The organism is Aliiroseovarius sp. PrR006, from assembly GCF_010500215.1.
GTDB lineage: Bacteria > Pseudomonadota > Alphaproteobacteria > Rhodobacterales > Rhodobacteraceae > Aliiroseovarius.
The window spans coordinates 592026-607404 of the sequence record NZ_JAAGOY010000007.1; the positions used below are offsets into that span (position 1 = coordinate 592026).

Annotated in this window: 15 protein-coding genes; 7 read left to right on the top strand and 8 right to left on the bottom strand. The window is 60.1% G+C overall.

What is annotated here, in order from left to right:
• Positions 1-105: 105 nt before the first annotated feature.
• On the bottom strand, positions 106-684 hold the full coding sequence (locus G0Q00_RS11380) for a thymidine kinase (protein ID WP_163039406.1): 579 nt from the start codon (positions 682-684) through the stop codon (positions 106-108).
• A 374-nt stretch (positions 685-1058) separates the two neighbouring features.
• On the opposite strand from G0Q00_RS11380, the gene G0Q00_RS11385 reads away from it, so the two are divergent.
• Complete coding sequence (locus tag G0Q00_RS11385; RefSeq protein ID WP_163039408.1) at positions 1059-1526, top strand: hypothetical protein; 468 nt, start codon at positions 1059-1061, stop codon at positions 1524-1526.
• A gap of 14 nt (positions 1527-1540) precedes the next feature.
• On the opposite strand, the gene G0Q00_RS11390 is transcribed toward G0Q00_RS11385, so the two are convergent.
• Entirely contained in the window at positions 1541-1894 is a 354-nt protein-coding gene (locus G0Q00_RS11390) for a diacylglycerol kinase (RefSeq protein WP_163039410.1), read from the bottom strand.
• Positions 1888-2259: a YigZ family protein gene (locus G0Q00_RS11395; protein WP_163039412.1), complete on the bottom strand. Its 372-nt coding sequence runs from the start codon at positions 2257-2259 to the stop codon at positions 1888-1890. Before G0Q00_RS11395 ends, G0Q00_RS11390 begins: the two co-directional genes overlap by 7 nt.
• Positions 2260-2351: 92 nt before the next feature.
• Between G0Q00_RS11395 and G0Q00_RS11400 the strand changes: the two genes are divergently transcribed.
• Positions 2352-2603: a hypothetical protein gene (locus G0Q00_RS11400; protein WP_163039415.1), complete on the top strand. Its 252-nt coding sequence runs from the start codon at positions 2352-2354 to the stop codon at positions 2601-2603.
• A 60-nt stretch (positions 2604-2663) separates the two neighbouring features.
• On the opposite strand, the gene glpK is transcribed toward G0Q00_RS11400, so the two are convergent.
• Positions 2664-4130 (bottom strand): glycerol kinase GlpK, encoded by a 1467-nt coding sequence (glpK, locus tag G0Q00_RS11405; protein WP_163039417.1) that lies wholly within the window; start codon positions 4128-4130, stop codon positions 2664-2666.
• Positions 4131-4225: 95 nt separating this feature from the next.
• Here glpK and G0Q00_RS11410 point away from each other — a divergent pair, with 95 nt between their 5' ends.
• Together G0Q00_RS11410 and G0Q00_RS11415 are read left to right on the top strand one after the other, a co-directional pair.
• Positions 4226-5632, top strand: coding sequence for an FAD-binding oxidoreductase (locus G0Q00_RS11410; RefSeq protein WP_163039419.1), 1407 nt, complete (start codon positions 4226-4228; stop codon positions 5630-5632).
• 196 nt (positions 5633-5828) lie between these two features.
• Positions 5829-7091 (top strand): hypothetical protein, encoded by a 1263-nt coding sequence (locus G0Q00_RS11415; protein WP_163039422.1) that lies wholly within the window; start codon positions 5829-5831, stop codon positions 7089-7091.
• A gap of 66 nt (positions 7092-7157) precedes the next feature.
• On the opposite strand, the gene G0Q00_RS11420 is transcribed toward G0Q00_RS11415, so the two are convergent.
• From G0Q00_RS11420 to G0Q00_RS11430, 3 genes are all read right to left on the bottom strand, one after another.
• The gene (locus G0Q00_RS11420) at positions 7158-8528 is read right to left on the bottom strand and encodes a glutamate--cysteine ligase (protein WP_163039424.1); all 1371 of its coding nucleotides are present in this window, start codon (positions 8526-8528) and stop codon (positions 7158-7160) included.
• Positions 8529-8591: 63 nt separating this feature from the next.
• Positions 8592-9098: a hypothetical protein gene (locus G0Q00_RS11425; protein ID WP_163039426.1), complete on the bottom strand. Its 507-nt coding sequence runs from the start codon at positions 9096-9098 to the stop codon at positions 8592-8594.
• Positions 9095-9820 carry a 16S rRNA (uracil(1498)-N(3))-methyltransferase gene (locus tag G0Q00_RS11430; protein ID WP_163039428.1) on the bottom strand — a complete coding sequence of 242 codons (726 nt, stop codon included), beginning with the start codon at positions 9818-9820 and terminating at the stop codon, positions 9095-9097. Before G0Q00_RS11430 ends, G0Q00_RS11425 begins: the two co-directional genes overlap by 4 nt.
• An 11-nt stretch (positions 9821-9831) precedes the next feature.
• On the opposite strand from G0Q00_RS11430, the gene ubiA reads away from it, so the two are divergent.
• From ubiA to G0Q00_RS11445, 3 genes are all read left to right on the top strand, one after another.
• On the top strand, positions 9832-10800 hold the full coding sequence (gene ubiA / locus G0Q00_RS11435; protein WP_163039430.1) for a 4-hydroxybenzoate octaprenyltransferase: 969 nt from the start codon (positions 9832-9834) through the stop codon (positions 10798-10800).
• A 64-nt stretch (positions 10801-10864) separates the two neighbouring features.
• Positions 10865-12958 (top strand): OmpA family protein, encoded by a 2094-nt coding sequence (locus tag G0Q00_RS11440; protein ID WP_163039432.1) that lies wholly within the window; start codon positions 10865-10867, stop codon positions 12956-12958.
• Positions 12959-12980: 22 nt separating this feature from the next.
• A complete protein-coding gene (locus G0Q00_RS11445; RefSeq protein WP_133484891.1) occupies positions 12981-13307 on the top strand; it encodes a hypothetical protein in 327 nt (108 codons plus the stop codon).
• 1 nt (position 13308) lies between these two features.
• Here G0Q00_RS11445 and G0Q00_RS11450 read toward each other — a convergent pair whose 3' ends face one another.
• The gene (locus G0Q00_RS11450) at positions 13309-15351 is read right to left on the bottom strand and encodes an NADH:flavin oxidoreductase (protein WP_163039434.1); all 2043 of its coding nucleotides are present in this window, start codon (positions 15349-15351) and stop codon (positions 13309-13311) included.
• Positions 15352-15379 lie beyond the last annotated feature (28 nt).

Consider the following 15379-nt stretch of genomic DNA (forward strand, 5'->3'; position numbering starts at 1 on the left):
AGGTCCACTGGACCTTTCCTTTTCCGCCTCAAGCCCCCGTCGGAGGCACCGCCTGTCGCACAGCGACAGGCCATCAAGCGCGCCGCAGGCGCTCCTTTGGGAATCTCAGCCCCCAGTCGCCTCGCGCCAGTGGCGGCGGCAGAGCGACACATAGGTCTCGTTTCCGCCGATCTGCACTTGATCGCCGTCGGTCAACACGCGCCCCTGATCGTCCTGCCGCACCACCATCGTGGCCTTCTTTCCGCAGTGACAGATCGTGCGTACTTCGCGCATCTCATCCGCCAGCGCCAACAGCGCGGCCGAGCCCGGAAACAGGTTGCCCTGAAAGTCCACGCGCAACCCGTAGCACATTACCGGCACACGTAGATCATCGACGGCGCGCGCCAGTTGCCAGACCTGCTCGCGGCTTAGAAACTGAGCCTCGTCAATGAACACACAGGTGCATGGGCCTTCCGCCAGCCGCGCCTCAATCTTCTGGAACAGGTCCTCACCCTTGGCAAATGTATCCGCATCCGCACCAATCCCGATCCGACTGCCGATCCGCGCTTTGCCCGCGCGATTGTCAAACTGCGCGGTGATCAGATAGGTCTGCATCCCACGTTCATGGTAGTTATAGCTGGCCTGAAGTAGCAGGGTCGATTTCCCTGCATTCATGGTCGAATAGTGAAAATAGAGCTTTGCCATACCCCTGAATTACGCGGCCTGTGCAAACGGTTCAACCCATCACAGGGCGTGCCGAAAAGGAGAAAGCGGATGCGCACGCAAATACGGTCGATGGGCATTGCCCGGGGATGGAAGTGACCGCTGCGCTGGGAAAACAATCACATCCGGCTTTCTCATACAGGCGTTTGGCCTGCACCCCCACAGCACGCTGACCGCAGGGCCTTTCTTGCCGACGCACGTAGCGCCGGGCACTTGTCACGAAACTCTCTCACTCGCAAACAGCAAAAGACAACTCGGTACACCTCAGAAATAAGCCATTCCATTACCGTTAAAATAATGGGAAAAGAGATATGGAATTCCCCACACATTTGAGGGGACGACAAGGGAATATGAGTATGGCTGGTGTTGGAAGCTATCTGAAGAAACATACAGAGGCGCTGGTAAAGGATGTCGGGCTGGAAGCTGCCTGTTCACTTACGGGCAAATCCAAGGCCACTCTGGGACGTTACTATTCCGATAGCGAAGAACATGCCGACCGTTTCATGCCCATCGACGCAGTTGCCGCACTGGAAGAGGCATCGCGCTATCCGCATGTGACCAGCGCCTTGGCCGAGCTTCAGGGGATCACGATTTCTTACGATGCTGAACGCAAAAACTCCCCCGAAGGCGGGATAAACAGCGACGTGATTGCCCTGTCGCAGCGCTTTGCAATGCTGATGGCGGAATACCAGCAGTCCATCGAAGACGGGATCATCACGATTAACGAAGCCAAGCGCCTTCTGCGTGAAACGCTGGCGCTTCAGCATGTGCTGATCGACATGAAGCTGCATCTGGAAGAAGAGGCCGGGAACGGCCAAGCCTGATTACGTCGTCCTGATCACCCGAACAGGATCACCACCCACGCGACACCTCCGGAAATCGCAGTCAGCGCGACAAAAGCGCTGGCCGTGTCTTTGGCCTCGCGGGCAAGGTCGTGTTGTTCGCGGGTGACCAGATCCACGGTGCGTTCAATCGCAGTGTTGATCAGTTCGGACGCGACAACCAGCACGCTCAGCGCCAGAAGCAACGCAGTCTCTCCGCGGGTCAGATCCATCCACAGCGCCGCAGCGCACGAGATCACGCAGACGATGGTCCATTGCCACAAGGATGCCTCGGTGCGCCACGCGGCGCGCCACCCGGCCCAGGACCAGATGCATCTTTGCCAGAACCGCCGCAGGAAAGCCCTCAACATGCGTCACCCTTCAGCGTTGCGTTTTCAAGATAGTGCTGCACCGCGTCCTGCACCCGACGGAAGCGGTCTCCGCCCAGCTTGGTGCCGCCAAACCAGCGCGTCACCACGATGATGTGGCCTTTGACGCCCTCGCGTTCCAGCATCCGCAGAATGACCATTCCCGCGCCCGCTTCGCCATCATCGCCCTTCACACCACCCTCGTTGGGTAGGATGGCTGCCCACGTATTGTGCGTGGCCTTGGCGTAACGTTTGTCGCGGGTGAGGGTCTTCAGAAATGCTTTCACATCTGCACGGCTTTCAACCGCCCCCCCCGAGACCGCGTATTTCGATCCCCGGTCAGTCAGAAACCCGCTAAATTGCTGCATATCTGTCTTGCCCATGTCATTTGTATAGCCGCCGAGCCGCTGCTTCGCCAGATCGCTCTGGCCTTTGCCGCCCAAGCGACTAGACTTGGACCATGTTTACCATCGAACACGAATTTGACTCGACCGTCGTCACGCTTGTGGACGAGGGCGAGGATACCGACACCCCCCACTTGAACGAAGATGTGATCATCAACGCCTTTGCTGGGTGTGTGACGCTGGAACAATGGGATCCGCGGACCGATCAGGTGCATAAAATCACCCTGTCGCCTGCGCAACTGCGCGATCTGACTGCCGCGCTGAACCTGCCCGAGGGGATTTATCGCTCGCACCCGAAAGGCGGCTGATATCCGTTTTCTTTAAAAGAAAACGAGACGGAGTTTTCAAAAAACTCCGTCCCCGCGCCCTTAAGCACGGCTGAGCGTTCGCGCCACCGCGTCTTTCCACCCCGCATAGCGGCGCGTGCGGGTGTTGCTATCCATCTGCGGCGCAAAGCTGCGCTCAAGCGCCCATGTGTCCGCAAACCCGGCCTGATCGGGATAAATGCCAGCCTTCATACCAGCAAGCCACGCAGCTCCCAGCGCAGTGGTCTCCAGAACCGTCGGACGATCCACGGCGGCCCCGTTGATGTCTGCCAAGAACTGCATCGCCCAGTCGGACGCCGCCATGCCGCCATCCACGCGCAGCACCGTTTCGCCTGCATTGCCCATATCAGCCTGCATCGCCTCAAGCAGATCGCGGGTTTGAAAGCCCACGGCCTCGAGCGCGGCGCGCGCGAGTTCCTTCGGGCCGGACCCGCGGGTCAGACCGAACACCGCGCCCCGACACTCCGCATCCCAATAGGGCGCGCCCATTCCGGTGAAAGCAGGCACCAAGATCACCTCTTGTGCGGTATCGGCCGCATCAGCCAGCGCCGTGGTTTCAGCGGCATTGTCGATGATCCCTAACCCATCGCGCAACCATTGCACGGCCGCACCTGCGATGAAGATCGAGCCTTCCAGCGCATAGGTCGGTTTGCCGTCTAGCTGATAGGCAATCGTGGTCAGCAGACGGTTAGCTGACGTAACCGGCGCGTCGCCCGTGTTCAGCAGCGCAAAACATCCGGTGCCATAGGTGGATTTCAGCATCCCTGGTTGGAAGCAAGCCTGCCCGATGGTCGCCGCCTGCTGATCCCCCGCCACGCCCAGAATGGGCACCGGCGCGCCCAAAAGGTCCGTCACGCCGAACTGGGACGCGCAATCGCGCACTTCGGGCAGCAGGGACATTGGGATGTTCAAAAGCGCGCAGATATCCGCATCCCATGCCCCGCGCTTGATGTCATAAAGCATCGTGCGCGCGGCGTTGGTGGCATCGGTCACATGTGCGGCCCCATCGGTCAACCGCCAGATCAGGAAGCAGTCCACAGTGCCAAAGGCCAGCTCTCCGGCGTCGGCCTTGGCCCGCGCGCCGTCCACGTTGTCCAAGATCCACGCCAGTTTCGTGGCCGAGAAATACGGATCCAACAGCAGACCTGTCCGGTCCGTCACCATTGCCTCGTGCCCGGCGGCTTTCAGATCGGCGCAGGTTTCGGCGGTCCGGCGATCCTGCCAGACAATCGCGTTGTAGATCGGCGCCCCCGTTGCGCGGTCCCAGACAAGCGTGGTTTCGCGCTGGTTGGTGATACCGATGGCCGTGACATCCTGCCCTTCAGCGGCTTCTAGACAGGTGGCGCAGACGGTGCTCCAAATCTCTTCCGGGTCATGTTCGACCCAGCCCGAGGCAGGAAAATGTTGCGTGAATTCCTTTTGCGCAACGGCACTTGGCCGCATATCCCCATCAAACAGGATGGCCCGGGACGAGGTTGTGCCCTGATCAATGGCAAGGATATGGGTCATGGGGCTCTCCTTCTTGGCATCGCGCGCAGATCTTTCTAGAAGTTATCGCTAGCACCTTGCCAAATCCAAGTCACGCATATCCCAAAGGACCCGAAATGGACATTCTTGACGCCCTGCGCAGCATCACCGGACCTGAGCATGTTTTGACCGGGCCCGATACGGCGGGCTTTGCAACGGACTGGGTTGGAAAGTACCAAAACACACCCTTGGCAGTCGTGCGCCCCGGATCGGTCGAGGAAATCTCGCAGGTGATGAAACTGGCCAATGAGACACGAACGCCTGTCGTGCCAGTCTCTGGCCATACCGGGCTTTCTGGTGGCGCCCATGCGCCCGAAGGCAGTCTGATGCTGTCACTGGCGCGGCTGAACAATATCCGCGAGATCAAGCCTGATGCCCGCCTTGCCCTCGTCGACGGGGGCGTGGTGCTGGAAAACCTACACAACGCGGTCGCCCAGCACGGGCTGCGCTTTCCCATGACCTTCGGCGCACAGGGGTCGTGCCAGATTGCCGGAATGCTGGCGACCAATGCGGGCGGGTCCAATGTGCTGAAATTCGGCAACACCCGCGCGCTGTGCATCGGGATCGAGGCCGTCTTGCCCGATGGCCGCGTTCTCGATCTGATGAGCGAACTGCACAAGGACAATTCCGGCTATGACCTGCGCGATCTGCTGATTGGGTCCGAAGGCACGCTGGCCGTGATCACCGGCGCGGTGCTGAAACTGGCCCCGGCCCCCGCAGCCCGCGCCACGGCAATGCTGGCGCTGGACAATTTGACCGACGCACTATCCGTTCTGAACCGCCTGCAAGAGGCCACGGGCGGCGCGGTCGAGGCGTTTGAATACATGCCCGCGCATTACTTGAACGCAGTGCATTCCCACGTCCCAGACCTGACCCCGGTTTTCGACACCGACCACCCGGTAACCGTGCTGGCCGAGATTGCCTCGACCGCGCCAAAAGATGCCCAGCCCGACCCGGATGGCAGCTTGCCGCTGGTCAGCACGTTCGAGGCGCTGCTGGCCGGCGCGATCGAAGCTGGGCAGATCCAAGATGCGATCATCGCCCAGAACGACACCCAGCGCAGCCAGCTTTGGGCCCGCCGCGAAGCCGCCGCCGAAGTCTGTCTTGGCCGCAGCCCGTTGGTGAATAACGACATCGCCCTGCCTCTGGATAAGATAGAGGGGTTCTTGGACCAGATGGGGGATGAACTCGCCCTACTGGACTCCAACGCGGATGTGCTGGAGGTCGCGCATCTGGGTGATGGCAATATTCACTATGCGGTTTTCCCGAGCGATCCTGCGCTGTGTGACCCGATCATGGAACAGGTCGAAGACGTGGTGCACGAGATGGGCGGCAGCTTCTCGGCTGAACACGGCATCGGGCTGTCCAAACTGCCCTCGATGCAGCGCCGCAAGGATCCGGTGGCGCTGGAGGTCATGCGCCAGATCAAACTGGCGCTGGACCCGAAGGGGATCATGAACCCGGGGAAGGTGCTTCCGAGGTAGGGGCGGCGGCTCCACCTCGATTGATACAGATCATTCCCTCATTCACTGCCATCATACTACGCTCGGCATGGGGGGAATTATCATGTCAATCAGGTCATTTCTGAAAGCAATTGCCGCCGCCTGCCTAATACTGTCCATGACAACACCGGCACACGCCGAAAGCCGGACAGGTCTTTCGATGTATATAAGTCGACACATGGAAAAAGTCTGGCCCTGGCGAGAAAGTGCTCGGTTCGATGCTTTCGAAATCGTCACCGACATGTCAAACAAGCTTCGACATAGCACTGCTTTTGGCAATGAGGTTGCCACCCTGATGACAGACAGCTTCGAGGGGTTTCCATTGTTGGTCCTGACCGATCAGGATGGCAACGAACAGGCTGATTTCTACGCGTATTATGATGAGCAGCGCCAGAAAACCACGCTGGAATTCGGGGTCTTCTTTACAGACCCCGAAAGCAACGCACCCTACTGGCTAGTTTTCAACAGTGGGCCCGCTTTCGATAATTCAGATCCCGGAAATTTGACTGTCTACTGGGTCAACTACCAATTCGTTGACCGGAATCGCGACGGCAGGTTTGACACCTACGCAGTCAACAATGTGGACTTTGATGGCGACGGCAGAGGATCAAAGTCTGACGTTCTATGGCTTTTCGACGAAAATTTCGACGGCGGCTTGGATCGTGGCGAGCACATTATCGATGGTGTTTCCCATGACATTCCAATCGTGGAGGGTGAGCTGCAAACGAGGCGACTAGGCGAACACGCCTATGAGCAGAAGTTCCATGTTGGCGATCCAATTGGCGTATTGGCAGATGTGATTTCAGCTGACATCCAAAATACTCTGACTAAGGGACGTACGACGGGGAACCCACCCGCGGTTCCTTACTTATCAAGTTACACATTCCCAAACAAAGCCGACGATCTGGTGGGCTGGCAAGACTATCAACTTGAGAACCTGAAACTGCGACTGCCGACGGGCGATGGGTGGTCCAATGAACTTAGCGAAAATGCTTTGAGCGCTGTTGGAGGGCGCCGATTTGATGGCGCTGGAGCGTTGCTTACAGCCGACGCGATCATTGTTGCAAAGGACACAATGATGAATCCAATCTTCGGCGATTGGGTCATAGAAGAGTTAGCAACACGATACCGGGAGTGGGAAATCCACAATATGCAAGTGGAAGGCGTCGATTACTCACTTGGTAATGTCCAGATGGGTGATACGGTGATCGGTGAACACACCTTTCATTTCCTGACGCATTTTCACCTGTACGACCCGCCTTTGGGAAATGGCATTACGCGCGTGCGACAGGAACTCCATCTCGTCTTCCCACCGGATTTCGCCAAGTCGCATGTGTTTTATCAGATCTTCCTGATGCGCTATTGCCTTCAGGAACAATGTGACAACGATGAACTTGAGGTGTCCTATCTGCGGCAGGTACTCGGCCAGATCTCATTTTGATGTGCGGTTTGAAGTTGGTTTGCAACAGGCGCAGCGTAGGTTCACAATGCTGCCCCAATCCCGCTGTCAGTAACTATACTCCGCATAAATCCGGCTGAGATCCCCATCCCATTCGCCGTGATACTTGCCCAGCAGTTCACAGGCGGGCGAGCGGCCTTCTTCGACGCTTTCTTGCAGCGCGTTCAGGAAGTGGGTCTCGTCGGGCACCATGCCCCCGCTGCCGACACGGGCGCGGGCTTTCAGGCCACCTTCGGCAATCTTCACCACGTCACGGGCCAGATCCAGCATGCGGATGCCGTTTACTTCGGCCTGCAAACCCTCGACGGATGCCGCCACCCGCAGCGCTTCGCGGGTTTCTTCGTCCCAGCCTTTCGCCAGATCCCACGCTGCATCGAGGCTGGCTTGGTCATACATCAGGCCGACCCATAGGGCGGGCAGTGCGCAGAGGCGACGCCACGGGCCGCCATCAGCGCCGCGCATCTCCATATATTGTTTGATCCGCGCCTCGGGGAAGATCGTGGTCAGGTGATCGGCCCAGTCGCTCAGGGTCGGGGTTTCACCCGGCAGCGCGGGCAGCTTGCCCTGCATGAAGTCGCGGAAGGACTGGCCCAGCGCGTCGATATACTGCCCATCGCGATAGACGAAATACATCGGCACATCGAGCGCATAGTCCACGTAACGTTCAAACCCCATGCCGTCCTCAAAAACGAAAGGCAGCATGCCGGTACGCGCACCGTCCAGATCGCGCCAGATGCGCGAACGCCACGACTTGTGGCCGTTTGGCTTGCCCTCGAAGAAGGGCGAGTTCGCAAACAGCGCGGTCGCCACCGGCTGCAGCGCCAGCGCCACGCGGAACTTCTGGACCATATCGGCCTCGTCAGCGAAGTCGAGGTTCACCTGCACGGTGCAGGTCCGGTACATCATCTGTTTCCCGTGGGTGCCGACCTTGTCCATATAGTCGGTCATCAGCTTGTAACGCCCTTTGGGCATCACAGGCATCTGCTCGTGCGTCCATTCGGGGGCTGCACCCAGACCGATGAAACGTGCGCCGATCTCGTCCGCGATCTCGTGCACTTCGCGCAGGTGTTCGTTCACCTCGTCACAGGTCTGGTGGATGTTGTCCAAGGGCGCGCCCGACAGTTCGAACTGCCCGCCCGGCTCCAGCGAGATATTCGCGCCATCGCGCTGCAACCCGATCAGGTTGCCTGCTTCGCGCACCTCGGTCCAGTTATAGCGGTCGCGCAACCCTTCCAGCATTTTCAGGATCGAGCGGTCGCCGTCATAAGGCAGCGGCTTCAGCGTGTCCTTGCAATAGCCGAACTTCTCGTGCTCGGTGCCGATTTTCCATGTGTCACGCGGTTTGCAGCCACTTTCCAGAAACTGCGCCAGCTGATCGTGATGGGTGATCGGACCACCACCGGACTGAGGAATGGACATATTCGGCTCCTGTTGAAAACGCCCTTTTGGGGGCTCCAGTCGTGAGGCAAGCGGCTGCCAGTGTCAATGCAGCTTCGCGACGCCGCGCGTCCATATCACGACAGTGTCATTGGGGGGCGTGTTCACCGCCCGGATCGCGGCGTCAATATTGGCGCCTGAGAGGGCAGTCAGCGCATCAAAGATCGCCTCGGCCCCCTCGGCGCGGGCGGGGATGGTCAGGACGGCACCCAGCTGCTGGAAGCGCCAGACAGAAAGGCCCGCCAAGTCGCGCCCAATCTCGATCCGCACCACGTCATCAAGCGAGGCAAAGCCGCCGCCAATAGGTGCCAAATAGGTCACTTGCCGCTCGTCGATCTGCACCACGCCGACACCTCCATGCGCCGACCGGATCCGCGCACGGCGCAAGCCAGACCAAAGGATCACCGCACCAAACACGGCCAAAGCCAGCCCCATCCACGTGATCAGCCCCAGCGACCCCCATGCCCACCAGAGGCCGAGAAGCGCGACGGCAGCGCCAAAAAGCGCCTCGCGATACCGCAGAAGCTGTGCCTGAAGCTCGGGACGGATCACCCCCAATCCCCCAGCACTTGCTGCCACATGGTCATGGCAGCGACTGCGGCAGTGTCGGCGCGCAGGATGCGGGGGCCGAGGCTGACGGGGTGGGCGTTCTCCATCGCGTGCAGACGGGCGCGTTCGCGGTCGGAGAAGCCGCCTTCGGGGCCGATAAAGATCGCCCAGCGGTGACCGCTGGCCGCCGAGAGCGTCTCGGCCGCGCCGACCAGTGCCTCGTCACAGAACATGATTTGGCGGTCGTCGGGCCATGCGTCCAAAAGCTTGTCCATGCGCATCAGGTCCACGACCTCGGGCACATAGGTTCCACCGCATTGCTCGGCCGCCTCGACAGCGTGGGCCTGCAGGCGGTCGCGGCGGATGCGTTCGGAGTTGGTGAACTCGGTCGACATAGGCTGGATCAGGGCAGCGCCCATCTCGGCGGCTTTCTCGACAATAAAGTCGGTGCGCGCCTTCTTGATCGGAGCAAAGCAAAGCCACAGATCGGGCGGCATGTGCAGTGGGCGGGATTGCTCAAGGCATTCCAACACGCCCTTGCGCTTGCCGGCCTCAATCACACGGGCCGGATATTCCCCGTCACGCCCGTTGAAAAGCGCCACATGATCGCCTTCGCCCAGCCGCATCACCCCAAAAAGATAATGCGCTTGGTCGCGATCCAGCGAAACGGTTTGCCCCTGACCCAAGGGGTGATCTACATAGAGCCGAGTTTTTGCCTGTTTCATGAGGGAAATCTATGACCCCGAACACCGATTTGCCAGACCAGAATGGACAGGTTTCTGATGCCTATACGGGCAATTGGGTGGATCACCGTGCGCCAGCGTGGTCGCGGCCCTATCTGCGCCTCAGCCGCGCGGATCGCCCGATTGGCACGTGGCTGCTGTTGATCCCTTGCTGGTGGAGCCTGCTTTTGGCCACCGCAAGCACCGGCCGCTTTGGTTGGTATGACGCGTGGATCATGCTGGGCTGCGCCATCGGGTCGTTCCTGATGCGCGGGGCGGGTTGTACGTGGAATGACATCACCGACCGCGATTTCGACGGCAAGGTCGAGCGCACCAAAAGCCGCCCAATCCCCTCGGGTCAGGTCACGGTCAAACAAGCGCTGATCTGGATGGGGCTGCAGGCGCTGATTTCCTTCGGCATTCTGTTGACCTTCAACTGGACCACGATCTTTCTGGGCGTCGCGGCCCTGCTGCCCGTGGCGGTCTATCCTTTTGCCAAACGCTTTACGTGGTGGCCGCAGGTCTTCCTTGGTATCGCCTTCAACTGGGGCGCACTGGTGGGCTGGGTTGCACATACCGGATCGCTCAGCCTAGCGCCGACGGCGCTTTATGTCGCCGGGATCGTGTGGACTTTGTTTTACGACACGATCTATGCCTATCAGGACACCGAGGATGACGCTCTGATCGGCGTGAAATCCACCGCGCGCCTGTTTGGCGACAACAGCCGCACATGGCTACGGATATTCCTGTTCGCCACCGTTGCGCTGACGGCGCTTGCGATCATTCTGGCACTGGCCCCCAACACAAACGTCCTATCGTTGGTCATCGCCCTTGGAGGCGCGTGGTTCATGGGGTGGCATCTGGCCTGGCAGCTGCGCTCGCTCGACACAGACAGCCCGGAAAATTGCCTGAAATTATTTAGATCCAACCGCGATGCGGGCCTTATTCTTGTGCTATTTCTTGCCGTAAGCCAAATCGTATGATTGCACCCTGCCCCAACACCCCATAATAAACTTAAAACCAAAGAAATCACGGACCTGAATACGTATGCGCCCCTCGCAACTTCTCATGGCCTCGGCCTCGCTTGTAGTCGGTGCATTTCTGGCCCTGTGTGCGGCTATTCTTTCCGTCAATGCCATCGAAAGCTTTTCAGAAGAAGCCGTGCGTGATGCGCTGACCCTGCGCGGCCACGAATGGGCGCAGGTTCAATCTGATGGGTTGCAGGTCGTTCTGTCGGGCAATGCCCCCAGTGAAGCGATGCGGTTTCGTGCTCTGTCCATCGCCGGGGGCGAGGTCGACGCGACACGCGTGATCGACAACATGACCATTCCCGAGGCCGAGATCGTGGCGCCGCCGCGTTTCTCGATTGAGGTTTTGCGCAACAACTCGGGCATCTCGATGATCGGTCTGATCCCCAAGCAGTCGGACCGCGAAGATCTGGTTGACGAAGTGGGCAGCATTGCTGGCAAAGCCGAGGTCACCGATCTTTTGGAAGTCGCCGATTATCCCGTCCCCGTCAACTGGGACACCACGCTAGAGTTCGCGCTCTATGCCCTGAAACTGCTGCCACGTTCGAAGATCTCGATGGATGCCGACAAGGTGTCGATCACCGCCGTGGCTGACAGCACGGAAGAACAGCAGGACTGGGCCAGCCGCCTGAAACGCAAGGCCCCGCGGTCGATCCTTCTATCGCTCGACATTTCTGCCCCGCGCCCGGTGATCACGCCCTTCACGCTGCGCTTCCTGATCGACGACGAGGGTGCACGGTTCGACGCCTGTTCCGCTCATGACGCCATCGGGCGCGCCAAGATCATCTCGGCCGCGACCGAAGCGGGGCTCGAAGACGTGGCGAACTGCATCATCGGCTTGGGCGTGCCGTCGCCCGATTGGGCCGATGCGGCCGAAATGGGAATCGACGCGGTGGCTGCCCTTGGTGGTGGATCGGTCACTTTCTCGGACGCTGATGTCACTCTGATCGCATTGGACACCACGCCCCAGGCCGATTTTGACCGCGTGGTGGGTGAACTGGAAAGCAACCTGTCGGATCTGTATTCGCTGCACTCGGTCCTGCCTGAACCCGTCAAGATCGACGGCACTGGCGAGGGCGAGGCGACGCCCGAATTCGTCGCGACCCTTAGCCCGGAAGGTCTGGTACAACTCCGCGGCCGTCTGTCGGACGACGCCCTGCGCAGCGCTGCTGAAAGCTTTGCCCGCGCCAAGTTCGGCTCTAACGCGGTCTATCCGGCCACCCGCCTTGACCCCGATCTGCCAAGCAATTGGCCCACTCGTGTACTGGCTGGTCTTGAAGCACTGTCGCTGGTCCACAGCGGTGTGATCGTCGTACAGCCTGACATCGTGGACATTCGTGGGCGCACCGGAGATCCGGAAGTCGCGTCCGAGATTTCACGCCTGTTGGGGGAAAAGCTGGGGGCCTCGGAAAACTTTCAGGTCAATGTCGCCTACGAGGAAAGCCTGAACCCGACGCTGCTTTTGCCCAGCCCGGAAGAATGCGCAGCGGATATCAACGCAGTTCTGGCTGAAACGAAAATTACCTTCGCGCCCAGTTCGGCCAATATCGAAGCATCAGCCGCCGAGACCGTCGATAAGATTGCCGAGATCATGCGCGAATGTGCGGATGTGCGGATGGAGATCGCGGGCTACACTGACAGCCAGGGCCGCGAGGAAATGAACCTTGCCCTGTCGCAAAACCGTGCGCAGGCGGTCCTGTCAGCGCTTCTGTCACGCCGCATCCTGACCTCGAACCTGTCTGCTGTCGGCTATGGCGAGGAAAATCCGATCGCCGACAATGGAACCGAGGAAGGCCGCGAGGCGAACCGCCGGATCGAATTCCGCCTGCTGGAAGGTGTGTCGGAAGAAGGTGCAGCCGAGGCTGACGCAGAAGCGGAAGCTGACGGCGCGCTCGCCGACACCGAGGCCACAGCGGAAACCGCAGAGGTGCCGACCGACGGCGCGCCCGTGGACGAGACCGCCGCCCCTGCGACCGACGCCGCAGAAGGTGACGCACCGGACGCGACCACCACAGAATCAAGTGAAGACACCACCACGCCACCCTATAGTGGCCCCGAAGTCTTCGCCCCCGATGCAGACGACCCTCGTCCGGCCCCGCGCCCGGAACGCTGATTGACACGGAAGGACAGCCCCGATGAACAGAACCGAGTTTATCATCGTCACCGCCATTATTCTTTTCGTGGCCTTCGTGCTGGGCTGGTTTGCCCATTGGCTGATCCATCGCTTCGTGCAAGTGCCGGGCAGCGAGATGAGCGAGCTGGACAAGATGGCACAGGCTTTGCACGACGCGGAAGAAACCCGCGACGAAGCGATCACCTATCTGCAATCGCGCGAGGCCGAGATGGCCAACCAGCTCTATCAAACCGAGGCCGAGCTGCGCGCCGCGATGGATGGTCTACGCGACGCCCGCCACGAAGCGGAAGAGCTGCGCGCGTATATCGAACGCACGCAGCAGGCCTAATTTACAGGTCTTTCACCAACCGAAGCGCGTCATAAATGGCGGCATGCGTATTGCGTGCTGTCACCGCATCGCCAATACGGAACAGTTGGAACTGCCCATCGGGATTGGTGTTGATGGTCTGCGGCCGGCCTTCGATCAGGGCGTTGTGATCCACTTCGCCCCGGTTCGATGATTGCTCTTTCAGATCGAAATACAGATCATCCATCGGCATGGTGCCGTAGTTCACCACCACCTGATCATAGGTCGCCTGACGCGTAAACTCGGAATAGTCCGTGCCCAGCGTGACCATCAGGCGATTGCCCTCGCGCTGAATGTCCTTCAGGCGCTCGGTCACCGTAAAGCGCACGCCCTTAGGCTGCAGCGAGCGCATATAGGGCACAAGGTTCATCGCCATGATGTCAGGGGCAAAGACACGGTCAGGGGTCATCACCTCGACATTCGCACCCGCTTCGGCTGCGATCTCGGCGGCTTGAAGCGCCGGATGGTCGCCGCTTTCGTCATAGATCAGCACATCGCCCGCACATTTCACGTCGCCTGCGATCACGTCCCACGCACTGACGGCCAGATCCTGCTCGCCCTTGGTCTCGAACAGCTCGAGGTTCGGCAGACCGCCGGTGGCGACAATCACCACGTCAGGGTTCAATGCGGTGAGGTCTGAGGCCTCGGCCCATGTGTTGAAATTGAAGGTCACGTCGCGCGCCGCGCATTGCGCCATGCGCCAGTCGATGATGCCGATCATCTCGCGCCGACGCGGAGTTTGCGCGGTCAGGCGCACCTGCCCACCGGGATCGGGCTGCGCTTCAAAGACAGTCACGTCATGGCCGCGCTCAGCAGCCACCCGTGCGGCCTCAAGCCCCGCAGGCCCAGCGCCCACGATCACCACCTTGCGGGGGGTGTCGGCAGCGGCGATCTCGTGCGGCATGGTCAGCTCGCGCCCAGTGGCCGCGTTGTGAACACACAGCGCATCACCGGCCTGATAGATCCGGTCCAAACAATAGGTCGCACCGACACAGGGACGAATATCTTCTTCCCGCCCTTCGATGATTTTCTTCACGATATGCGGATCGGCCATATGCGCGCGCGTCATACCAACCATATCCAGCTGACCCGAAGCCACCGCATGGCGCGCGGTCGCGACATCTGGAATGCGGGCCGCATGGAAGGTGGGCATCCCGACCTCTTTGCGGACCCGGCCCGCAAAATCCAAGTGCGGAGACGCCGGCGCACCCTGAATGGGGATCATGTCGGTCATCGCCGGATCCGTATGAATGCGACCCCGGTTGATGTTCAGGTAATCCACATGTCCGCAATCGCGCAGCATCCGGGCGATCTCCAATCCCATTTCGGGATCAATGCCGCCGGTTTCGACCTCGTCCGGCGCAAAACGCACCCCCACGATGAACTCACTGCCCACACGGGCGCGCACGGCCTCGATAATGTCCAGCGTCAGCTTCATCCGCCCGGCCAGATCGCCACCATAGGGACCGTCCAGCCGGTTGGTCAGGGGCGAAATGAACTGGTCCAGCAAATGCCCGTGGGTCATCACCTCGACCCCGTCCATGCCGCCCTCTTTCATCCGCTCAACCGCATCTGCGAAGTCCGAGATAATCCGCGAGATGTCCCAATCTTCGGCCATTTTGGGGAAGGCGCGGTGGGCGGGTTCACGGTGTGGCGTCGAACAGACAGGCGGCAACCAGTCGCCTTTGTTCCAACCGGTGCGCCGCCCCAGATGGGTCAGCTGGATCATGCACGCCGCACCATGTTCGTGCACCGCTTCCGTCAGCTGCCGGATCCACGGCACCACTTCATCTTTGTAGGCAAGGATGTTGTTAAAAACCGGCGGGCTGTCTTTCGACACGGCCGCAGACCCCGCCGTCATGGTCATCGCCACACCCGCCTTGGCGCGCTCGGCGTGATAGGCCGCATAGCGCGCTTTCGGCATCCCGTCTTCGGGATAGGCCGGTTCATGGCTCGTCGTCATGATCCGGTTTCTCAGGGTCAGATGCCCCAGTTGATAGGGCTGTAAAAGTGGATCGTTCGACATCATCCATCCTTCTCGACTTGGGGCATTT

Coding starts and splice junctions, on each gene's coding strand:
- G0Q00_RS11380 (WP_163039406.1), bottom strand. CDS start 684: ATGGCAAAGCTCTATTTTCACTATTCGACCATGAATGCAGGGAAATCG.
- G0Q00_RS11385 (WP_163039408.1), top strand. CDS start 1,059: ATGGCTGGTGTTGGAAGCTATCTGAAGAAACATACAGAGGCGCTGGTA.
- G0Q00_RS11390 (WP_163039410.1), bottom strand. CDS start 1,894: ATGTTGAGGGCTTTCCTGCGGCGGTTCTGGCAAAGATGCATCTGGTCC.
- G0Q00_RS11395 (WP_163039412.1), bottom strand. CDS start 2,259: ATGCAGCAATTTAGCGGGTTTCTGACTGACCGGGGATCGAAATACGCG.
- G0Q00_RS11400 (WP_163039415.1), top strand. CDS start 2,352: ATGTTTACCATCGAACACGAATTTGACTCGACCGTCGTCACGCTTGTG.
- glpK (WP_163039417.1), bottom strand. CDS start 4,130: ATGACCCATATCCTTGCCATTGATCAGGGCACAACCTCGTCCCGGGCC.
- G0Q00_RS11410 (WP_163039419.1), top strand. CDS start 4,226: ATGGACATTCTTGACGCCCTGCGCAGCATCACCGGACCTGAGCATGTT.
- G0Q00_RS11415 (WP_163039422.1), top strand. CDS start 5,829: ATGGAAAAAGTCTGGCCCTGGCGAGAAAGTGCTCGGTTCGATGCTTTC.
- G0Q00_RS11420 (WP_163039424.1), bottom strand. CDS start 8,528: ATGTCCATTCCTCAGTCCGGTGGTGGTCCGATCACCCATCACGATCAG.
- G0Q00_RS11430 (WP_163039428.1), bottom strand. CDS start 9,820: ATGAAACAGGCAAAAACTCGGCTCTATGTAGATCACCCCTTGGGTCAG.
- ubiA (WP_163039430.1), top strand. CDS start 9,832: ATGACCCCGAACACCGATTTGCCAGACCAGAATGGACAGGTTTCTGAT.
- G0Q00_RS11440 (WP_163039432.1), top strand. CDS start 10,865: ATGCGCCCCTCGCAACTTCTCATGGCCTCGGCCTCGCTTGTAGTCGGT.
- G0Q00_RS11445 (WP_133484891.1), top strand. CDS start 12,981: ATGAACAGAACCGAGTTTATCATCGTCACCGCCATTATTCTTTTCGTG.
- G0Q00_RS11450 (WP_163039434.1), bottom strand. CDS start 15,351: ATGTCGAACGATCCACTTTTACAGCCCTATCAACTGGGGCATCTGACC.